Annotated in this window: 18 protein-coding genes; 9 read left to right on the plus strand and 9 right to left on the minus strand. The window is 46.2% G+C overall.

Translation table 11 applies throughout. The features are described 5' to 3' along the window. Positions 1-481 precede the first annotated feature (481 nt). Complete coding sequence (locus BLR32_RS05750) at positions 482-1426, plus strand: UDP-3-O-(3-hydroxymyristoyl)glucosamine N-acyltransferase (protein WP_089829417.1); 945 nt, start codon at positions 482-484, stop codon at positions 1424-1426. A gap of 59 nt (positions 1427-1485) precedes the next feature. Then, positions 1486-2157, plus strand: coding sequence for a hypothetical protein (locus BLR32_RS05755; RefSeq protein WP_089829419.1), 672 nt, complete (start codon positions 1486-1488; stop codon positions 2155-2157). 3 nt (positions 2158-2160) lie between these two features. Here BLR32_RS05755 and BLR32_RS05760 read toward each other — a convergent pair whose 3' ends face one another. From BLR32_RS05760 to BLR32_RS05780, 5 genes are all read right to left on the minus strand, one after another. After that, complete coding sequence (locus tag BLR32_RS05760) at positions 2161-3144, minus strand: NAD-dependent epimerase/dehydratase family protein (RefSeq protein ID WP_089829421.1); 984 nt, start codon at positions 3142-3144, stop codon at positions 2161-2163. A 19-nt stretch (positions 3145-3163) separates the two neighbouring features. Then, a complete protein-coding gene (locus tag BLR32_RS05765; RefSeq protein ID WP_089829423.1) occupies positions 3164-4024 on the minus strand; it encodes a 3-hydroxyacyl-CoA dehydrogenase NAD-binding domain-containing protein in 861 nt (286 codons plus the stop codon). Between the two features lie 91 nt (positions 4025-4115). Next, positions 4116-5144: a phenylalanine--tRNA ligase subunit alpha gene (gene pheS, locus BLR32_RS05770; RefSeq protein ID WP_089829425.1), complete on the minus strand. Its 1029-nt coding sequence runs from the start codon at positions 5142-5144 to the stop codon at positions 4116-4118. 15 nt (positions 5145-5159) lie between these two features. Continuing rightward, complete coding sequence (locus BLR32_RS05775) at positions 5160-5849, minus strand: response regulator transcription factor (protein WP_089829426.1); 690 nt, start codon at positions 5847-5849, stop codon at positions 5160-5162. 11 nt (positions 5850-5860) lie between these two features. Continuing rightward, positions 5861-7273, minus strand: coding sequence for a sensor histidine kinase (locus BLR32_RS05780; RefSeq protein ID WP_089829428.1), 1413 nt, complete (start codon positions 7271-7273; stop codon positions 5861-5863). A 174-nt stretch (positions 7274-7447) separates the two neighbouring features. Between BLR32_RS05780 and BLR32_RS33950 the strand changes: the two genes are divergently transcribed. After that, a complete protein-coding gene (locus tag BLR32_RS33950; protein WP_176842176.1) occupies positions 7448-8236 on the plus strand; it encodes a GLPGLI family protein in 789 nt (262 codons plus the stop codon). Between the two features lie 46 nt (positions 8237-8282). Continuing rightward, positions 8283-11165: a TonB-dependent receptor gene (locus tag BLR32_RS05790; RefSeq protein WP_089829430.1), complete on the plus strand. Its 2883-nt coding sequence runs from the start codon at positions 8283-8285 to the stop codon at positions 11163-11165. A 184-nt stretch (positions 11166-11349) separates the two neighbouring features. Here the strand turns inward: BLR32_RS05790 and BLR32_RS05795 are convergent, their stop codons facing one another. Next, positions 11350-11667 (minus strand): hypothetical protein, encoded by a 318-nt coding sequence (locus BLR32_RS05795; protein WP_089829432.1) that lies wholly within the window; start codon positions 11665-11667, stop codon positions 11350-11352. A gap of 320 nt (positions 11668-11987) precedes the next feature. On the opposite strand from BLR32_RS05795, the gene BLR32_RS05800 reads away from it, so the two are divergent. Beyond that, positions 11988-12881 (plus strand): hydroxypyruvate isomerase family protein, encoded by an 894-nt coding sequence (locus tag BLR32_RS05800; RefSeq protein ID WP_089829434.1) that lies wholly within the window; start codon positions 11988-11990, stop codon positions 12879-12881. Here BLR32_RS05800 and BLR32_RS05805 read toward each other — a convergent pair. The 3 genes from BLR32_RS05805 to mqnC all read right to left on the minus strand — a co-directional run bounded on the left by BLR32_RS05805 (position 12878) and on the right by mqnC (position 15463). Further along, positions 12878-13420: a GNAT family N-acetyltransferase gene (locus BLR32_RS05805; RefSeq protein WP_089829436.1), complete on the minus strand. Its 543-nt coding sequence runs from the start codon at positions 13418-13420 to the stop codon at positions 12878-12880. The genes BLR32_RS05800 and BLR32_RS05805 overlap by 4 nt on opposite strands. A 49-nt stretch (positions 13421-13469) precedes the next feature. Beyond that, the gene (locus tag BLR32_RS05810; RefSeq protein WP_143011369.1) at positions 13470-14102 is read right to left on the minus strand and encodes a hypothetical protein; all 633 of its coding nucleotides are present in this window, start codon (positions 14100-14102) and stop codon (positions 13470-13472) included. A gap of 236 nt (positions 14103-14338) precedes the next feature. Beyond that, on the minus strand, positions 14339-15463 hold the full coding sequence (mqnC, locus tag BLR32_RS05815; RefSeq protein ID WP_089829440.1) for a cyclic dehypoxanthinyl futalosine synthase: 1125 nt from the start codon (positions 15461-15463) through the stop codon (positions 14339-14341). A 79-nt stretch (positions 15464-15542) separates the two neighbouring features. Here mqnC and BLR32_RS05820 point away from each other — a divergent pair, with 79 nt between their 5' ends. From BLR32_RS05820 to BLR32_RS05835, 4 genes are all read left to right on the plus strand, one after another. Further along, positions 15543-16757, plus strand: coding sequence for an aspartyl protease family protein (locus tag BLR32_RS05820; RefSeq protein ID WP_245705366.1), 1215 nt, complete (start codon positions 15543-15545; stop codon positions 16755-16757). Between the two features lie 84 nt (positions 16758-16841). Beyond that, positions 16842-17774 carry a retropepsin-like aspartic protease gene (locus BLR32_RS05825; protein WP_089829443.1) on the plus strand — a complete coding sequence of 311 codons (933 nt, stop codon included), beginning with the start codon at positions 16842-16844 and terminating at the stop codon, positions 17772-17774. 58 nt (positions 17775-17832) lie between these two features. After that, complete coding sequence (locus tag BLR32_RS05830) at positions 17833-19068, plus strand: M16 family metallopeptidase (RefSeq protein ID WP_089829445.1); 1236 nt, start codon at positions 17833-17835, stop codon at positions 19066-19068. 61 nt (positions 19069-19129) lie between these two features. After that, the gene (locus tag BLR32_RS05835; RefSeq protein WP_089829447.1) at positions 19130-20413 is read left to right on the plus strand and encodes a M16 family metallopeptidase; all 1284 of its coding nucleotides are present in this window, start codon (positions 19130-19132) and stop codon (positions 20411-20413) included. The last annotated feature ends 5 nt before the right edge of the window (positions 20414-20418 follow it).

Consider the following 20418-nt stretch of genomic DNA (forward strand, 5'->3'; position numbering starts at 1 on the left):
TTTTCTCAGCTTATTCACTTCATTCTTATCACTTTACACCCGTTTAATTTCAGTTACTGAAAGACAAGGTGCTTTTCCAGAAAATGGAATTTATAATCGTCGGCTGCATAAGGTAGTAAAAAGAGCTTTCCTGTTCTTATCTGAAGAGATAAAAATGAAGTTGCTGAATCAGCGGAAACACTTGCAGGGAAAGGATTTTACAGGGCATTAAAAAAGTCTGACCGTGTTTACAATCAGACTTTCTTGTTATGTGAATGGGTTAGTAAGTACAGGGAACAAAAATTCCCTACACAATATTAAAAAGAATTTCATGACAAAAGAAAAAAAATGCAAACTTTTTTATTCACACACTAAAAAAAATGTGGATAACAACAGTTACAAAGAAGCGTTAAAACTTCATTTCTCTTCCTGATGATTGCTTAACAGGTGAACAATTATATCACATTCTCTACTACCTTTGCCTCACTAAACAACCGAAAACATGAAGTTTAATGAACCGATCGCGGTAACGGAAATAGCAGCATTCATAGGCGCAGAGCTGGAAGGCGACGATAAGCTGATGGCCACTGGTATCAATGAGATCCATAAGGTTGAACCAGGTGATATTTCTTTTGTGGACTTTGCGAAGTACTATGACGCCTGCCTGAGATCAGCAGCTACGATTATCATCATCAATAAAAAAGTAGCCTGTCCTCAGGGTAAAGTGTTACTTGTAACAGACGATCCGTTCAGTGCTTATGTGAAACTGGTGAAACGCTTCCGTCCTTTTGAACCAGCCACCAACCCCATCAGCGATTCTGCTGTAATAGGCGAGGGCACTATCATACAGCCAAATGTATTCATTGGTAATCATGTTACTATCGGTACCAATTGTATCATTCACCCTAACGTAACTATTTACGACAACTCCATTATCGGGAACAACGTGATCATTCATGCGGGAACTGTTATCGGTGCAGATGCCTTCTACTTTAAAAAACGTGCCGACAGGGAGGTCATGTATGATAAACTGGAAAGCTGCGGAAGGGTGATCATTGAAGACGATGTTGAAATAGGCGCCGGCTGTACTATCGACAAAGGCGTAAGTGGTGATACCATCATTGGCCGTGGCACGAAATTCGATAACATGATCCATATCGGGCATGGTACCGTTATCGGCCGTAACTGTCTCTTTGCCGGTCAGGTAGGTGTGGGCGGTAAGGCGCATATAGAAGACAACGTAATCCTTTGGGGCCAGGTAGGTGTTTCCAAAGATCTTACTATAGGCAAAGGAGCGGTTGTACTCGCACAAAGTGGCGTTCCTTCTTCTCTGGAAGGAGGTAAGGTATACTTTGGATCTCCTGTAGAAGATGCTAAAGTTAAAATGAAGGAAATTACCTGGATCAAACGTATTCCTGAGATCTGGCAGAAGCTGTATGGCAACTGATTTTACTATATTGAAGGCTTCATGTGTTGCATGAAGCCTTTTTGTTTAAGTTTGTTTCTATGTTCCGTAATTTCCTTACCCTCGTATTGCTGTTCACCTGCTATAACCACATTTCTGCACAGGACCTTTATACTGCTGCACAGGAATGGCCTGTAAAGATCAATGACGGATGGTTCACTGCCAGAACGATCTCCTTTGGTCAGTATACTACCTCCTCCCGGAAAAACGGGATAGCCGACAGGGAAATCGTCAGCTTCATCAAAGACCCGATAAACCCCTTCAATTGCAGGGTAAGCGGTAAGGAGGAAAACATACTGATACAAGTTATACAGGCAGCTAATGTTGCTTTTTCCGGCCATTCCCTGCCCTCATTTCTGGACAATATGCCGGCAACTGCAATCTTTACCTACATACTGATCAACGGGACGAAAATTGAGCCTCTAAAGCGATGGGAGATGATCCTGAAAGATGTGAATTACCTGGAACTGAATGAGAATAAACCGGCAGGCATCCTCCGGTCAGCAGACGATGAATTACGTATTACCGCCCATAACCGGTTCGGGGTTACCAACTCTTATGAGAATATCTGTTATGAATTTCATATCCGCCGGCAGGTAGTGGCGGCTGTTGTTACCGGGGCGCATCCCCGTGTATGGATGAGCGCGGAGATGGATGGGAAGCCTCTCCAACCGGTATTGGTTGCTGCAATAGGCGCGCTCCTCGTCAGGTAAAAATTAGTTCTGCTGCTGTTGCTCCAGGAATACCCGGCACATATCGGCAATTGTAGTTTGTAAGGGTGTGAAGGAGAATCCCGGTAATGCCTTCAGGATCTTTTCATTGCTATAGTAGACTTTCATCTGCGCGGTGCGGGCGGTTTCTTTAGTGACCAGCGCCTTTTTACCGGATAGCTTGCTTTTTATCGCTTCTACTCTCCATACTATCTCCGCCATCCAGGGTTTCACGGCTATATGCGGTGGCTTCTTTCCCAGCTGCTTCGCCATTTCGTTAAACAGGTCGTAGTACTTCCAGTTATCGGCTGTAAGTACAAAACGTTCCCCTTCTATATCGCTTTCCATCAGTCTGAACATGACTTCCGCCACATCCCGTACATCGGTAAACCCATTGATGCCTTCTGTATAATACGGAAATTCTTTCCAGGCGTTCTTTATCAACATTCCGGAGCCGTCATCCCAATACCCTGCACCCAGTATGATACCCGGGTTAACAATGGCAACATCCAGGCCTTCTGCCATTCCTCTCCATACTTCCATTTCTCCCTGGTACTTGCTGACGCTATATCGTGAATTGTGCTTGCTTTCCTTCCACTCGCTGGATTCATCCAGCACGCCATCTACTCTTGCCCTGCCCAGTGCTGCAGTGGAACTAACATGCACCAGTTTTCTGACGCCGGTATCAATAGCCAGGTTCACTACATTAGCAGTGCCTTCTACATTCACTTTCATCAACCGTGCCTCTTCTCCGGGACGGAAAGACACCAATCCTGCACAGTGATAGACCTTTTCTACTCCCTGCATAGCGTCTTCCAGGGCGCTGACGTCCAGCACATCGCCTTTTACCCATTCTATTTTATGCTGTATATCTTCTACCTGCGAAGGAATAGCTGTGCGGTACAATGCCCGTACCGGCTGCCCGACATTCACCAGTTTGCGTAATAAATGACTACCTAAAAATCCTGTGCCACCCGTAACTAAATTCATGAAATAAGTCCCGTTTGCGTCAAAGATAATTATAAAATCCCTTCCCGCTTTTCTTCCCCAATGCACCTTCTTCCACCTTTGCTATCTGCAGTGGGCTGGGAGCAAAGCGGGGAGCCCCATTATACGCCTCATAAAGAGAACGTGTCACTGCCAGGTTCACATCGTTGCCAATAAGATCCATCAGTGCAAAAGGCCCCATGCGGAACCCTGCACTTTCCAGCAGGCGGTCGATACTTTTGTATTCCGCGACGCCTTCTGCGGCTATCTGCATGGCTTCAAGGTAGTAATGCCTGGCCACTCTGTTCACGATAAATCCGGGGGTATCCTGTACCATTACAGGCACCTTTCCCAGGCGTGTTGACAGTAAGTATAAGAGCTCTGTAACATCCGTCGCTGTATCTTTTCCTTTTACAATCTCCACCAGCTTCATTACAGGCGCAGGGTTAAAGAAATGCATGCCAGCCACCCGTCCCGGATGATCTATCCCGGCAGCGATACCGCTTATAGGCAGGGAAGAAGTATTACTTGCAAGGATGGTTACCGGTGTATTGATGGCTGCCAGCTGATTGAATAATGTAGTTTTTATCTCCAGCTTTTCAACGATTGCTTCAATCACCAACTCCGCCCGGCAATCTTCCACCTGAGCGGTAAAAACGATCCGTTCAAGGATAGCGTCTTTCTCTTCGGCTGTCATCTTGCTCTTCTTTACAGCATTCTCAAGCTGTTGCGTAATCTGTTGCTGTGCTTTTTCAAGCATGGCGGCCTGCACATCAAACAATATAGTACGGTAACCGCTTGCTGCTGCTACTTGTGCAATACCTGCGCCCATTGTGCCGGCGCCACATACAGCAATCGTTTTAATCTGGTCAACTGTGATCATACGGGGAATTTATCGGGGTAAAAAGACAAAGGAGAAAACGGCGGGTCTACAAAACGCACGTTTTCTCCTTTGGAACAATCTTATTCTATCGTCAAAGCGCTCCTTCAAACTGTTCCAGGAACCGGGTATCGTTCTCGGAGAAAAGTCTGAGGTCTTTGATCTGGTAATTCAGCATGGTAATACGTTCTATACCCATCCCGAATGCGAAACCGGTATATTTCTCAGGATCAATACCACAATTCTCCAGCACTTTCGGATGCACCATACCGCAACCCAGGATCTCTACCCAGCCGGTATGTTTACAAACGTTACATCCTTTACCACCACAGATCTGGCAGGATATGTCCATTTCTGCGCTTGGCTCAGTGAACGGGAAGTAGGAAGGGCGGAAACGGATGCGGGTATTTTCATCGAACAGCTCCTTCACGAAGTGGTACAGTGTCTGTTTCAGATCAGCGAATGATACATTCTCATCAATGTACAGCCCTTCCACCTGGTGGAAAAAGCAGTGCGCCCTGGCTGAGATGGTTTCATTACGGTACACGCGACCCGGACAGATGATACGGATAGGCAGCTTACCGCTTTCCATCGCTCTTACCTGTACGGAAGAGGTGTGGGTACGCAGCAGCCAGTCCGGATTCTTACTGATGTAGAAAGTATCCTGCATATCGCGGGCAGGGTGATTTTCAGGCAGGTTTAGTGCCGTAAAGTTGTGCCAGTCGTCTTCTATCTCCGGTCCCTCTGCAATAGCAAAACCCAGGCGCTCAAATATGCTGATGATCTTATTTCTTACAACGCTTATAGGATGGCGGGAACCCAACCGATGTGGTTCTGCCGGCAGTGTGAGATCGGCATCGGTAGTAGCTGCAGCAGCGCCGTCTTTCAGGTGCTCAAACTGCGTATATCTTTCTTCCGCCAGCTGCTTAAAGCCGTTCAGTACTTGTCCAAATTCCTTTTTACGCTCGTTTGGCACTTGTTTCATTTCGCCAAACATAGCTTTCACGATTCCTTTTGTACCAAGGAATTTAATACGGTATTGTTCAAGATCCGCAGCCGTGGCTGGCTCGAATGCTAATATTTCCTGTTTGTAGGCAGCTATTTGCTGTTCTATCTGATCCATAGTTGGCAAAGATAATTAAAAGATCAGTTTATACCCTACCCCCCTTATATTCACGATCTGCACCCGCGGATCATCTTTCAGATACCTTCTCAGCTTGGTAATAAACACATCCATACTGCGGGCATTGAAGAAACTGTCATCCCCCCACAGGTCGAGCAATACGGTCTTTCTTTCCATCACCTGGTTCAGGTTTTCCGACAGGCGCCGCAATATTTCCGCTTCGCGGTGAGAGAGGAATGCGGTGTCATTATTCCGGGTGAGGGTCTGTTTGGTATAGTTGAACTGATACTGGCCAATCTGTATTACATCAGCAGCAGCGTCGGAGCTGACCGCGGGTGTTTCTTTGAAGCGCTGTAGCAGGGCCTTTATACGCACAATCAGCTCATCCATGCTGAAGGGCTTTTTCAGATAATCGTTTCCTCCCAGTTCAAAGCCTTTTACCACATCCGTAGTCTGGGATTTTGCCGTCAGGAAGATGATAGGCGTCGTTTTATCCTGTCGCCTGATCTCTGTCGTGACCGTAAATCCGTCCATATTGGGCATCATGATATCCAGTACGACTACATCGGGCTTATGCTCCTGGTATAAACGAAGCCCTTCTTTGCCATCAGCAGCATAGAGCATTTCAAAGCCTCTCATTTCCAGGCTGTCTTTCACAATCTGTCCCAGCTGCCATTCATCTTCTATCAGTAATACTTTCGACATAGTTGCAGGTGTTAAACTGGTATTTGTATGATAAATTCACTTCCTTTTTCCGGTTCGCTATGCACTTTGATCGTACCACCATGTAGCTCCACGATCTTTTTCACATAGCTGAGTCCCAGTCCGAATCCCTTCACATTGTGCAGGTTGCCTGTGGGAACCCTGAAGAAGGTATCAAAGATGTTTTCCTGGTATACTTTCGGTATCCCGATCCCGTTGTCTCTCACTTTGATCACCAGTTTTCCTCCTTCCAGCATACTTTTGATGTGTACCGCCGGATGATCTCCGGAATACTTGATGGCATTATCCACAAGGTTGCTGAGGGCATTGGTCAGGTGGGTTTTATCTACTTCCACCGTTTGCTCACCCAGCAGGTTATCATAGCGGAACTGCACCGGGCGACCGGTTTTCAGCTGGTGGTTGGTGATAATGCTGTCCATCACCTCGCCAATATCTGTATCTTCTCTGAACAATTCGATCTCTTCTCTTTCCTCGGCAGCAATGTGCAGTACCTTTTCCACGAGGTCGGACAGTCTTTGCAGTTCCTGTTTGGAAATATCGAGATAGGTCTGCGTCTTCCGCTGATCGTTCAAGGCATTGAAGTTCTGCATGGCTTCCACCGCTGCAGATACAGTAGCGATAGGCGTTTTCAGCTCATGCGTCATGTTATTGATAAAGTCGTTCTTCACCTCAGAAAGCCGCTTTTGTTTCAGGATCGTCCGAAGCATATACACAAAGCAGATGGTGATGAGCACCAGCAGCAAGAGTGAACCTGCCAGCGTCCATATCATTTTCGCCAGGATGTATTGCAGTGGCGACTCAAACTTGGCCTGCACAAAGAGATTGCTGGCAGGGTTAAAAGGTATCTTGGACGTCTTTAAAGGCGGCCGCTTTCTCAGACTGTCCCTGAATCCTTCCCTGTTGTATCCGTTAAAACTAATGTGAAACGTATCCAGCTCATATGGTGTCAGGATCTGACGGGAATGCAATTCGGCCGTAAACACAGAATCAAGTTTGATCAGTTTCACGCTGTCGCTTGTCAGGTTGTTCAAGAGGATAAGATCAGAGATCTGTCTTGCCAACGTATCTGCATACTCATTGCCGGGGCGAAGTTCTCTTCTGCGTTTAATCGTATCTGTTAACACCCCTTCACGTAGACGCGGACCGCCGCGACGACCGGCCTGCATCTCGTCTGGCGGTGGCATATCGCGGAACATCCTGCTTGAATCCCTGTCTCTCCGGAAGAAGCGGCGCACATCCGCAAACTGCTTATTAAAAACAGCGGTCCGTAAGGACTCATTGATGTCTTTGTTAAACTGATCCAGTTGTATATGATAGGAGTTGTACAGCCAGTATCCCTGGAAGAAATAGATGCTGAGTATACATACACACATTAGTATCAGAATGTTGCGGATCCGCTGACGCATAATTGCCAATTTTTCGCTGTTAAGTACGCTCCCGCTATGGGGGTATGTTGCAAAGCTATCGGTTCCTTACATACCCGCTCTATCCCCTTAACAATAATTAACAGTAAATAAAGCTATTTAACCAACAAATGAAAACCGAATAATGACTTTTGTATCAGAAAAAAATCAGAACATATGAAGAACTTATCTAAAACACTTCTTGGCGTTGCATTGGTTGCCTTCTCGGGCGTATCGGCCTTTGCGCAGGATAAAAATACCGGCGTGATCGACTATGAAATCAATGCAAAGATGCCTCAACGTGGCGGAGCAGAGGGAGATGGAGATGAGCAGGTGATTACCTTCAATCAGCATTTCTATTTCACCGCAGGTAAAGGCAAGCTGGAGACAGAACGCCCGGACTTTGGTGGTCGTGGTTTTGGCGGCGGCCGTCCTGATGGCGGACAAGGTGGTGATGGCAATGGTGGCGGCCGTGGAGGTCGTGGTTTCGGTGGCGGACGTTTTGGTGGTATGCGTGGTGCTTTTGGTGGCGGATATGTAGACCTTGCCGGAAAGAAATACCTGCAAACATTCTCAAAACCTGACGACAGCACCAAGACTTATTATGCAGAAGAGGCCTTTGCTCCGGCAAAAGACGCTAAGCTGAGCGACAAGACGAAGAAGATTGCTGGTTATAACTGTAAAAAAGCGACTGTAACCGTACGTAACGAAGAGTATACTGTGTGGTACACCCAGGACCTGCCTTTCAGCTACAGCCCTATCAATGGCCTGCTGCCTGAGGGTAACGGTGTAGTACTCTCTGCAGAGGGTAGCAGACGTTCTTTTACAGCTACTAAAGTAGACTTCAAACCAGTAACAACAGACGTTTCATTACCGGCCAATGCTGAAAAAGTAACTGAAGACCAATTGCGCGACATGCGCCGTGAAGCGATGCAGAAATTCCGTGAACGGCAAAACGGGAATTAAATAAGATACTAATTTGCATCGTTTCCTCCTTACCAATTCCCTTTTCATGAAAAGATTTACCCTTATTGCTTGTATACTGTTCCTGTTTGCGCTTTCCACACAAGCGCAGCAGGGACAGATTAAAGGACTACTGACTGACTCATCTGCTACACATCCCTTACCGGATGCAACCGTTGCCCTGCTGAATGGCAGGGATTCCTCCCTGGCGGCTACCGTCTTTACTGATAAAAAGGGTGCCTTCTCTTTCACCGGTGTTGCCCTGGGCAACTACAGAGTGTATATCACTTTCCTGGGTTACAAGCCGGTTTTTAAAAGCGTCACGATCTCCGCAACCCAGCCTGTATCGGATATGGGAACCATACCTCTCAAAGGCAAAGGCCTTTTATTGAATGAAGTGGAGATCGTCCAGGAAGTACCACCCATCGTGGTAAAAACGGATACGCTGGAGTTCAACGCAGGATCCTTTAAGACAAGAGAAAATGCAGTAGTGGAAGATCTTCTGAAAAAGCTACCGGGTGTATCTGTAGATAAGGACGGGGTGATCACGGCACAGGGGGAAACCGTGAAAAGGGTGTTGGTAGATGGTAAACCTTTCTTTAGTGATGATCCTAAACTGGCCACCAAGAACCTGCCGGCAGACATCATCGATAAGATCCAGCTGATAGACCGTAAATCTGACCAGGCACAGTTCACCGGCATAGATGATGGCAATACGGAAAAAGCTATCAACATCACGATCAAAAAAGACAAGAAAAAAGGCTTCTTCGGAAGAGCTTCTGCAGGTTACGGAGATAATGACCGCTTTGCTGTCAATGCAAGCCTGAACAGCTTTCGTGACACCAAGCAGTTATCCTTCCTGGGAAGTGGCAATAACGTCAATAATCTTGGTTATACTTTCAACGACGTCTTCAACTTCAACGGTAATACCGGCGGGGCAGGAGGCGGAGGTGGTGGTGGCCGCGCCGGCGGGGGCGGCCGCGGTGCGGCACAATCCACCATCAGTAGTCTTGGCGGGAACAATTCCACAGGCATTACCCGTAACTGGAATGCCGGTTTTAACTACAACCAGGACTTTGGCTCAAAACTTAAAATCAACGGCAGCTATTTTATCAACGATACGCGGACAGAAACCAACAGGCATAGTAACAAACAAACCTTTCTGACCGACACCACCTACTATTATAATCAGCAGTCTGGTTCCCTTACCAACAATGACAATCACCGGCTGAACATGCGGGTTGAATATCAGATAGACTCTATGCATTCATTGATTGTGACCCCAAGTTTCAGTTATTCTGATGGCTCTACCAACACGCTCAATACATATCAATCGCTGGACGAGAACAAAGTACAGACGATAGATGGAGAATCCCGGAACAGCAGTCATGCTACTTCTCCCAACTTCTCCACTACTGCGCTGTTCAGAAAGAAATTCAATAAGATAGGCCGTACCTTCAGTGCTAATCTCAGCTTTGGCTACAACACCACCGACAGGCAGAATTTCTTCAAAACAGCAGATACGCATCTGGAAACAGCTGTTACCGATTCTTTCAGCACCGGGTACGACAGGATGACCAATGCGAATAATATGGGCCGCAATATGGGAGTGAGACTGACCTATACTGAGCCCCTCATGAAAGATCGCTTCCTGGAATTGTCCTATGCATGGAATAATAACTATAGTGACTCCAGGAACCTTACTTACGACATCGACGGGGCCAGTGGTAAGTATGACAAACTGAATGATAGTCTGAGTAACATATTTGAGAATACATTCACCACGCAACAGGCAGGCCTGGATATCCGTACGCAGAAATTGAAGTATGATTATACGTTTGGTTTGAATGTACAGTTCAGCAGCCTGCTGAATGACAACGTAAGCAGGAAAACACGTATTGACCAGCATACTGTCAATTTCTATCCTTCTGCATCATTCAACTATAACTTCCAGAGAGGAAAGAGATTCCGCTTCCGCTATAATGGTAGCACCTCACAGCCAACAGTTACGCAGTTACAGCCACTGCCGGATCTGACCAGTTCATTGTATGTGCAACAGGGTAATCCTGATCTGAAACCGTCCTTTTCACATAGTATCAACATGGGCTACAATGTATTTAACAACAGTACTTTCCGTGGCTTCTTTACCAATGTGAATGCCAGTTTCACCACCAACAAGATTGTGAATGCGAACCGTGTCGATACTTCAGGCAAGCAGTATACGAAACCGTTCAACTCCAATGGTGCATACAATCTCGGCGCTTTTGTAGTAAATACAATTCCGCTCAAAAAGATGAAGACCTCCTTGAACTTCAATACCAATCTGAACTACAGTCGGGATGTAAGTTTTACAGGTACTCAGAAAGATTTTTCAAAGATCCTGAAGAACTATACCAGGAACTTTGGTATCACACAGGGGCTTGGCTTCAACTATACTTACAAAGAGCTGTTTGATTTCTCTGCCAACGCCAGTGTTAACTACAGTGGTGCACGGTATGACATCCAGCCAAGCAATAATACAGACTATTTCAACTACGCATTTTCATTTGACTATAATGTCAATCTGCCGGCAGGTTTTATCATAGGAAGTGATATTACCTATACGCTGAATGCGGGCAGGGCAGAAGGTTACAACGTTGATGTGACGATGCTGAATGCCTTCATTTCGAAGAGTCTGTTCAAGAATAAAAAGGGATTGATAAAACTATCTGGTTATGACTTGTTGCATCAGAACGTAAGTGTAGGACGTAATACCGGTGAGAACTATATTGAAGACGTGACGAACATGGTACTGCAAAGGTATTTTATGATCAGCTTCACTTACTTCATCAACAAGTTTGCAGGTAGTAACAATAACAACGGCGATCGCCGCAGGATGGGCCCTCCGGGAATGAGGATGGGAGCTCCGGGAGGATTCATGCGTGGAGGTTGATATAATATACAATTAATGCAAAAGGTCTCACGAAATGTGAGACCTTTTTTTATTAGTAAATGTAAAATGACTCCTAAGTTGATAAATTCTTGAAAGGTTGAAAGGATAACAAAGGTGGAGACGTACTTCCTCCTTCATGCCTCCAGCTTTGAAACCTTACAACCTTAGTATTTTTCGCTGATGCTTATGGCACTATAACCCGGCTACTTTGCATCTGCTGAGCCGTTTTGCGTTCCCTGATACTCTGCGTTACTCGTCTCACTACCCAGCTCAGTGTAAATGTTGGGATAAAATCCAGACCAGGAAATAATTCTTCCATGAAGTTGAAAACACTTCCGAAAGCGCCCAGACTACTGCCAAACATTCTGTAGAATATGAAAGCAGAAATGGGGGCCCAGATCACATCACTTACTTCTCCTAAAACCGGCACAGTATAACTTGCACATCCAATCAGGTCCATTACAACACAAGTCCATAATGCAGGGGTAAATCTTCTTTCCATGCAGACCTCCGCTTTAAATGTTATCTAAGTATAATCAAATAGCTTACCAATTTCAATTATGGTTGAGCGGCAAGGGAATTACGATGCTATGCTGTGGCGTTCTTTGGGAGCAATTCTTTGTAATACAATCTCTTAAAAAATGCTGATTTCTTAGTCTGTATATCCGTAATTCTTTAATCAAACATAATTGCCTCGTTGTATTTGGTGTATTAACGTAATAACGTTTTAGCACGATATAAAGTTACGAACTATTTGAGGTAACAGCTGTACGCAAATTTTAAATTGCGTAGTTTCACGGTCAACAGTAAACACTTACCAACATGCTTAACCAAAATTCCCGCCGCGATATGATCAAAAAAGCCGCTGCTATGGCATTTGCATCCACTTCACTGGCTTCCCTTTCCACCCGTGTGATGGCCCACGAGGGAAAGATGGATGAAAAACTAAAGGGTCAGATCAATCACTCCGTTTGCGCCTGGTGCTACAACGACATTCCCCTGGAGGATCTCTGCAAGGCAGCTAACAGGATAGGCCTGCAGTCAATCGACCTCCTGGATCCAAAGGATTTCGCAACGGCAAAAAAATACGACCTTACCTGCGCCATGGTGGCTTCTATCAATAAAGACTGGAATATCGGCCGCGGCTGGAACAGGGAAGCGCATCACGATCAGCTCGTTACTTATTATGAACACCTGATAGATGAGACCTCAAAAGCCGGCTTCACAAACCTGATCTGCTTCTCCGGCAACAGGGAAGGACTGGATGACCAGGCTGGTATTGAGAATTGTGCCAAGGGCCTGAAGCGTATTATGAGCTACGCCGAAAAGAAAAAAGTGACCATCGTGATGGAACTGCTGAACAGTAAAGTGAACCATCCAGATTACCAATGTGATCATACAAACTGGGGGGTGGAACTGTGTAAGGCTATTGGCTCTGAGCGCTTTAAACTTCTCTACGATATTTATCATATGCAGATTATGGAAGGAGACGTAATCGCCACTATCCGTAATAATCATCAGTATTTCGCTCACTATCACACTGGTGGTGTACCAGGCAGGAATGAAATTGATGAGACGCAGGAGCTGTATTATCCAGCTATTATGAAGGCTATTCACGAAACAGGTTTCAAGGGATTTGTGGCGCAGGAATTTGTGCCTAAACGTGCTGACAAGCTGGCCTCCCTGAAACAAGGCGTGGAGATCTGCGATATTTAGTATTTCCAATCCTGCCTCAGGATCCCCATCACTACTGTGTCTGTATACTGACCATGTAGTTTGGCGCTGTGGCGGAGGATACCTTCTTTAGCAAAGCCCAGGCGGATGGGGATCTGGGCGCTTTCTACATTTTGCAAGGCAAAACGTACCTCTAATTTATTCAGTTTCAAGGTTTGAAACGCAAAAGTGATCAGTGCTTTACAGGCATTTACCGCGATGCCTTTACCGCGGAATTGTTCCCCCAACCAGTAGCCGATCTCCGCACTATCCAGTTGATGATCCCAGCAATGCAGGTCTATTACACCGCACAACTGCTGCTGGTACCAGATCCCAAAGGCAATGGCCTCCTGGTCTTCCGTTTTTCTCAGCATCATTTCAATAAAACGTAGTGTATGTTCCTCATTGGTATTGTAATCTACCCAGGGTAGGAACCGGCGCAGGCTCCTGCGGGAAGTATCCAGCTGGCTAAAGAGGGTCGGCGCATTCTCAGGCTGTAATTGCCTGAGCGTAATCATTTCATTAACAGGTAATTCCAGCATAAAAAAAATGAGGTTTGGCGAACTGCCAAACCTCAAAAATAACAAAATCTTAGTTCTTTGCTATCAGCTGCTGCTTCTGCATATCCTTTACGATCTGCTTCGCAAACAGATAGGCCTGCCTGTACGCTGTTGGAGGATCTACCGAGGCGATCTCCGCATTATAGATCAGTTTCTTTTCCTTCAGGTCATACAGATTGGTTTCCCACTGATATTTCGTATTCACCTGGTAGTAACCCGGATTGTACATACTGCCATACCATCCTCTGTAATAAGGTCCGAAACCACCGTAGTAGGGATATCCATATGGACCATAGTTAGGTACATAACTTCTCTCACGGGATTTATCCACCATCGCGATCGTCATTACCTGTGCTACATCACTGTTCCGGAATCTCTTTAATGCAGCCTTTTCATCTCCCTTGGCCAATGCATCATCCGGGCCGTAGGTTGCATAAGCAGACGTTGCGTTATAGCCTTCTTTCTTCAGTTCGGAAACCAGGTTATTTTCCATCTGTACACGCAGATTACGTTCTTTCGCAGGTACCAACGCTATCACCATGATCTTATTTTCCTGCTGTAACCGGGCTTCCGGCGTTTTCCAGGACGAAGTCAGTTTAGTGCTGGTACAAGCTGTCACTGATAACAACCCGAGGGCCATTAAAAATAATCCTAACTTTTTCATATTTCCTCCTTTTAACTACCTGTTAGACGGCGGCAGGAGGGAAGAGTTACATGACAGGAATAAATTAACATTTCTTTGATTCTCAGATGAGTAGAGAAATTCCAGATGCTGGACTTTTTTTCCGGATACTGGAATTCCCTTTATACTATATTCCGGATGCTGGAATTTTCTGACAAATGAATAAGGCCCGGAAATCATGCGATCTCCGGGCCTTTATTTTATGTTGGTATATCAGATTAGTAGTTGATAACCTGTTCCTGTATTCCTGCAGGAATCTCGCGGAACTCATATAGCTGGGTGCGCAGCTGTGGTTCAAATCCAGCCTCCTTAATTGCCTCCTGCATGGAGCGGTATGTAAAGCGGTGAGGAGCGCCTGCAGCACTTACCACGTTCTCCTCGATCATGATAGAGCCAAAGTCGTTTGCTCCTGCATGCAAACAGATCTGCGCTACCTGCTTACCTACTGTCAGCCAGGACGCCTGGATGTTCTTGATGTTTGGCAGCATGATGCGGCTCATCGCAATCATACGGATATACTCCTCTGAAGTGGTCATATTGTGTACGCCACGGATGCGGGATAACAGCGTATCTACGTCCTGGAACGTCCATGGAATGAATGCAGTGAAGCCGTAATGACCTTCCGGTTTTTCACTCTGTACCTGGCGGATATCTGCAAAATGCTGGAAACGTTCCATCAATGTTTCGACATGGCCGAACATCATGGTAGCTGAGGATGGAATATTCAGTTTGTGGGCGGCCCTCATCACATCCAGCCATTCCTGCGCCCCGCATTTACCTTTGGAGATCAGCCTGCGCACACGGTCATTCAATATTTCTGCGCCGGCACCGGGCAGACTTGCCATACCTGCTTCTTTCAGGGCTGTCAGTACCTCAATATGGGTGCTTTTTTCCAGTTTGGTGATATGTGCTACTTCGGGGGGCCCGAGTGCATGCAGCTTCACGTTAGGGTATAACTGCTTCAGCTGCTTAAAGGTATCTACATAGAATTGCAGTCCCAGTTCCGGATGGTGACCTCCCTGCAGCAGCAGCTGGTCTCCGCCGAACTTCACTGTTTCCTCTATTTTCTTTTTGTATTCGTCGATGGTGGTAATGTAGGCTTCCGCATGACCGGGTACCCTGTAGAAGTTACAGAACTTACAGTTAGCCGTACACACGTTGGTCGTGTTCACATTACGGTCTATCTGCCATGTCACCTTCCCATGTGGTACCTGTTGCTTACGCAGCTCGTTCGCAATGTCCATCAATTCTGCAAGCGGAGCCTTCTCAAATAGATAAATCCCTTCTTCCGGTGTAAGCCACTCGAAGTTTAATGCTTTCCTGTATAGTTCTTTCAGTTCCATGATGGACAAAGGTAGGAATAATGTTAAATTTATAGCATCGTTATTCTGTTATGATAACTGTATGCAAAAATCTACGCTGTTGAAGCACTGTTGGCTCGTTATAATTGCCATTACATGTTCATTCCATGTTGCCTCCGCGCAAACGCTACCTACGACTGCCAGTCCCCGGAAACCGGGGGAACTGATCACCCGTTTCCCGTTCAAACAATACTATGGAGGCGTTGTTGTAATACGCGCCTGCCTGGCGGGCATTCCCGATACCCTGCAGTTCATCCTGGATACCGGCAGCGCCGGCATTTCCCTCGACACGAATACCTGTGTCCAACTGAACATTCATCTGACACCAACCGACAGGGTTGTACGTGGGGTGGGAGGGTCCAAGACCGTCTCTTTTGCCATGGACAGAAGCCTGCAATTACCTGGTTTACAGGTGGATAGTCTTGACTTCCATGTCAACGACTATGAGTTGATCAGCCAGGTGTATGGGTTACAGGTAGATGGTATTATCGGCTTTAGTCTGTTGAGTAAGTTCATCGTACAGGTGGATTATGATACAGAGATGATCTCCATTTATGAAAAAGGGCCTTTTACCTATCCAAAAGGAGGTCATCTGATGCGCCCTTCCCTGACCCTGATCCCTATTGTCGGAGCATCCCTGAAAAACGGGAAAGCGCAACATTTCAACCGCTACTACTTTGATACTGGTGCGGGTATGTGCCTCCTGCTTTCCCACCAGTTTGTAAAAGACAGCGCCATCCTTTCTTCCCGGAAAAGGCAACGCAAGGTGATACAAACGGAAGCTCAGGGGTTGGGAGGAAAAATGACCATGGATATTACGACCATACAGGAGTTTAAGCTGGGAAATTACGCTTTCAGGAATGTGCCCGTGTATCTCTTTGACGACGTTACTAATGTAACGGCATACCCATTTCTTGGCGGCATGGTGGGCAATGACCTGTTACGCAGGTTCAACCTCATATTGAATTATGGTAAAAAGGAGATCTACATGATCCCCAACTCCCATTACAAAGATCCCTTTGATTATTCCTATACAGGCCTGATCATTTACCTGATAGATGGCAGGATTGAGATTACTGATATCATCAAAGGGTCTCCGGCGGAAAAGGCGGGACTGCAAAAAGGAGATGTCATCATTGCCATCAATAATACCTTCTCCGGCAATATTCAGCTGTACCGCGAGATCCTCAAAAATGTGGGCACCCGGCCTTCCTTGCTAATAATGCGCAACAAGGAACTGATGGTAAAAAAAATCCAGATCAAAAGCATATTATAACTGTCTGAAATAATACATTGCACAATCGTCCGTTAAAATCAGAAACGGGGTATACTCCGTTCAGAAAGACTTTATAAGGAGACAATGTTAATCGTGAGACAGTATCTTTTTATCCTGCTGGTTTGCCTGCCGGCTTTTCTTCAGGCCCAGGATGCCGCCAGCCAGAAAGCGGTTGCCACAATGCCTTACCGCCTGTATGACAGGTATATGGTTATCAGCACCACACTGTCCGGCACAACACCTGCAGGTCTGCCACCAGACAGCCTTCATTTTATCTTCGATACCGGGGCTGAAGTAACCACGCTGAGTAGACAAACGGCCGATCAACTGGGCTTGCAGACCAAGGATGACGGAGGCCTGAGTGGCACCGACGCTGTCGTGGTGCGGGTACCAACAGCCACCCTCAATGTATTATACCTCGATAAGACCAGGCTGCCCTTCGTTAAGGTGTATATTGAGCCGCTGGATGAATTTCGGGACCTGAGTATAAAAATAGATGGCATTATCGGTGTGGACCTGCTGAAATCTTTCATTGTGAAGATAGACTATGAAAAACAGGTGCTACAGCTTTACAGGTCTAATAAAACCCCTGCAAATACGCCCGGTCAGCGCCTGCCGCTGAGCCTGAATTTTAAGACCCCGGTGATAGAAGGAACTTTCAATTTACCTGATGGTCAATCTATTAGCAGCCGCTTTCATTTTATTTCCGGAGGAGAATACGGTATTCTGTTCAACTATCCATTCGTGGAAAAACATCACCTAAATACCCGGTTACCAGTACTGAGTACCGATACGGTCAAAGATCTTTACAAAGAATTAACTTATACTAACACCAGTTTACCCAGCCTTGATCTCGGTCCGATACATCTCGATCTTGTGGCAGCCAGTTACTGCAAAGACGTGAATGATGCCGGCTCTCTTCATGAAATGGCTGGTTCTATCGGGTTTATGGTCTGGAGACAATTCCGTAGTATTACTATCAATTATAGCGGACGCGAGCTATTTCTGGAAAAATAAGACCCAGTCTATTCTCACATTCTTTTATTTAACTTGCAACTCTCATAAACAGGGAAATATGATTCATTACAATAAATTCACCTTAGCCAACGGATTGCGCGTTATCGTGCATGAAGACCATACCACTCCCATGGCAGTGGTAAACGTGATGTACGATGTAGGCGCCCGCGATGAAGACCCCAGTAAGACCGGTTTTGCCCACCTGTTCGAACACCTGATGTTTGGAGGTTCTGTCAACATACCTGAATATGACGAGCCATTACAGATGGCCGGGGGCGAAAACAATGCCTTCACCACCAGCGACCTCACCAACTACTATATTCAATTACCTGCCGAAAATATTGAAACTGCTTTCTGGCTGGAAAGTGACCGTATGCTCTCTCTCGCTTTCAGTGAAAAGAGCCTGGACGTACAACGTAAAGTGGTTTGCGAGGAGTTTAAGGAACACTACATCAATAAGCCATATGGCGATGTATGGCACAAGATGAGAGATCTGGCCTATGCCGTTCATCCCTACAAATGGATGACCATCGGCAAGGAGCTTTCCCATATTGAAAATGCGCGCCTGGAAGATGTGAAGGATTTCTTCTTCAAATATTATCGTCCAGCTAACGCCATCCTGGTAGTAGGAGGGCACGTCACCACTGCACAGGTAAAGATGCTGGCTGAAAAATGGTTTGGCGATATTCCTGCGGGACAGCGTATACAACGTAACCTGCCAGTAGAACCGCCACAAACTGCCGCTCACAAACTGGAAGTAAAATCGAATGTGCCGCTGGATGCATTGTACAAATGCTATCATATGCCCGGACGCACAACGAAAGAATATTATGCCACAGACCTGATCTCCGACATCCTGGGAGGCGGCGCATCTTCCCGTCTGAACCAGGTACTGGTAAAAGAGAAAAAACTGTTCAGCAATATTGATTGTTATCACTTCGGGACATTGGATGCCGGCCTGCTGACCATTGAAGGAAAGCTTGTGAAGGGAGTGAAAATGAAAGACGCTGAAAAAGCTATCCAGGAGGAAATAGATAAAATACAGCAGACGGCTATTCCTGAGCGGGAATTGCAGAAGGTGAAGAACAGGGTAGAGAGTATGCTGGCCTTTGAAGACATGGGACTGCTTAACCGTGCGAACAACCTGGCATTCTATGAACTGATCGGCGATGCGGCATTAATGAATGAAGAATTCAGCCACTATGAAGCGGTGACTTCCGCTGATATGCATCGCGAAGCGCAACATCTTTTCGACGAGAAAAATTCCAATACAATTTACTATTACGCTGGATAACGCTGTCCGCTTGAAGCATTGACAGATCTTCCTTTGTAAATTTAAATATGATTTAAGATTGATGATAAACCGGAAAATTGCCCCTGAGATAAAAGATGCCACTGAGTTCGATATCACATTGAAACCTTATGAAAAGGTTACACTGGACAATGGCATCCCAGTATACATCATAAAGTCTGATGAGCAGGATACATTACAACTGGAATTGGTGTTCCCTGGCGGCAGCTGGTATGAAACGGAGAACCTGGTAGCATCTGCGACCAACTTTCTCATGAAGAACGGCAGCAGTAAACACTCGGCGCTTGAAATCAATGAAAGTATCGACTATTACGGCGCTTATCTGAACCGTAACAGTCATCACGAATATGCTACTTATACCCTGCATTGCCTTACCAAACACTTTGAGGCATTGGTACCGGTATTGCAGGAGGTGATCCAGGAGCCAGCCTTCCCGGAAGAGGAACTGGCCATCTTCCGGCAGAATATGAAACAACGCCTGGCAGTGAACCTACAGAAATGTGACTTCGTTGCCAATCGTCATATTGACAAGTACCTCTTTGGAGAGTTCCATCCATATGGAAGGGTGAGCAGCATGGACGCCTATGATGCATTGCAGACGCCTATACTCCAGGCTTTCTACAAACAGCATTATACTTACAATAACTGTAAGATCTTTGTAGCCGGTCATCTGCCTGCTAATCTTATTGACTTGCTGAACCAGGCATTTGGTAAGGAAAAATGGAACGGAGAATCCTCCATTATCCGGCCGGAAATGCCGGTACTGGCGGCAGAGGAGAAGAAATTCCGCATCTTCAATGATGAAAATGGCGTACAGGGAGCAGTACGTGTAGCGCGTCCTTTCCCGAACCGCTACCACCCGGACTTCCCGAAGATGCTGGTGCTCAACACTATTCTGGGTGGATACTTCGGTTCCCGCCTGATGAGTAACATCCGCGAAGAAAAAGGATATACCTACGGCATTCATTCCCAGCTTTATAATTTCCGCCAGGCCAGCGCGCTTAATATCCAGACGGAAGCAGGCAGGGATGTGTGCGAAGCGACTATTGAGGAGATCTATAAGGAACTACGTACACTGCAAAAGGAGGCTGTTCCTGAAGATGAACTGCACCTGGTCCGTAACTTTATGATCGGCTCCATCCTGGGGGATCTCGATGGCGCCTTTGAAGTGATTCAGCGCTGGAAAAACCTCATCCTGAACGGATTGGATGAGAATTACTTCTATAACAATATCAACGTCATTAAGACTATTACTGCCGAAGAACTCCAGGAACTGGCACAGGAATATCTCACTCCTGAAGACTTCTATGAGCTGGTTGTAATCTGATAAGG

The organism is Chitinophaga filiformis, from assembly GCF_900102545.1.
In the GTDB taxonomy this organism is placed as follows: Bacteria; Bacteroidota; Bacteroidia; order Chitinophagales; family Chitinophagaceae; genus Chitinophaga; species Chitinophaga filiformis.

Bases quoted from the DNA above. Each gene is read 5' to 3' on its own strand.
- BLR32_RS05760 (WP_089829421.1), bottom strand. From the start codon at position 3,144: ATGAATTTAGTTACGGGTGGCACAGGATTTTTAGGTAGTCATTTATTA.
- BLR32_RS33950 (WP_176842176.1), top strand. From the start codon at position 7,448: ATGAAGAACTTATCTAAAACACTTCTTGGCGTTGCATTGGTTGCCTTC.
- BLR32_RS05765 (WP_089829423.1), bottom strand. From the start codon at position 4,024: ATGATCACAGTTGACCAGATTAAAACGATTGCTGTATGTGGCGCCGGC.
- BLR32_RS05835 (WP_089829447.1), top strand. From the start codon at position 19,130: ATGATAAACCGGAAAATTGCCCCTGAGATAAAAGATGCCACTGAGTTC.
- BLR32_RS05790 (WP_089829430.1), top strand. From the start codon at position 8,283: ATGAAAAGATTTACCCTTATTGCTTGTATACTGTTCCTGTTTGCGCTT.
- BLR32_RS05775 (WP_089829426.1), bottom strand. From the start codon at position 5,849: ATGTCGAAAGTATTACTGATAGAAGATGAATGGCAGCTGGGACAGATT.
- BLR32_RS05800 (WP_089829434.1), top strand. From the start codon at position 11,988: ATGCTTAACCAAAATTCCCGCCGCGATATGATCAAAAAAGCCGCTGCT.
- BLR32_RS05780 (WP_089829428.1), bottom strand. From the start codon at position 7,273: ATGCGTCAGCGGATCCGCAACATTCTGATACTAATGTGTGTATGTATA.
- BLR32_RS05805 (WP_089829436.1), bottom strand. From the start codon at position 13,420: ATGCTGGAATTACCTGTTAATGAAATGATTACGCTCAGGCAATTACAG.
- mqnC (WP_089829440.1), bottom strand. From the start codon at position 15,463: ATGGAACTGAAAGAACTATACAGGAAAGCATTAAACTTCGAGTGGCTT.
- BLR32_RS05755 (WP_089829419.1), top strand. From the start codon at position 1,486: ATGTTCCGTAATTTCCTTACCCTCGTATTGCTGTTCACCTGCTATAAC.
- BLR32_RS05750 (WP_089829417.1), top strand. From the start codon at position 482: ATGAAGTTTAATGAACCGATCGCGGTAACGGAAATAGCAGCATTCATA.
- pheS (WP_089829425.1), bottom strand. From the start codon at position 5,144: ATGGATCAGATAGAACAGCAAATAGCTGCCTACAAACAGGAAATATTA.
- BLR32_RS05825 (WP_089829443.1), top strand. From the start codon at position 16,842: ATGTTAATCGTGAGACAGTATCTTTTTATCCTGCTGGTTTGCCTGCCG.
- BLR32_RS05810 (WP_143011369.1), bottom strand. From the start codon at position 14,102: ATGAAAAAGTTAGGATTATTTTTAATGGCCCTCGGGTTGTTATCAGTG.
- BLR32_RS05795 (WP_089829432.1), bottom strand. From the start codon at position 11,667: ATGGAAAGAAGATTTACCCCTGCATTATGGACTTGTGTTGTAATGGAC.
- BLR32_RS05830 (WP_089829445.1), top strand. From the start codon at position 17,833: ATGATTCATTACAATAAATTCACCTTAGCCAACGGATTGCGCGTTATC.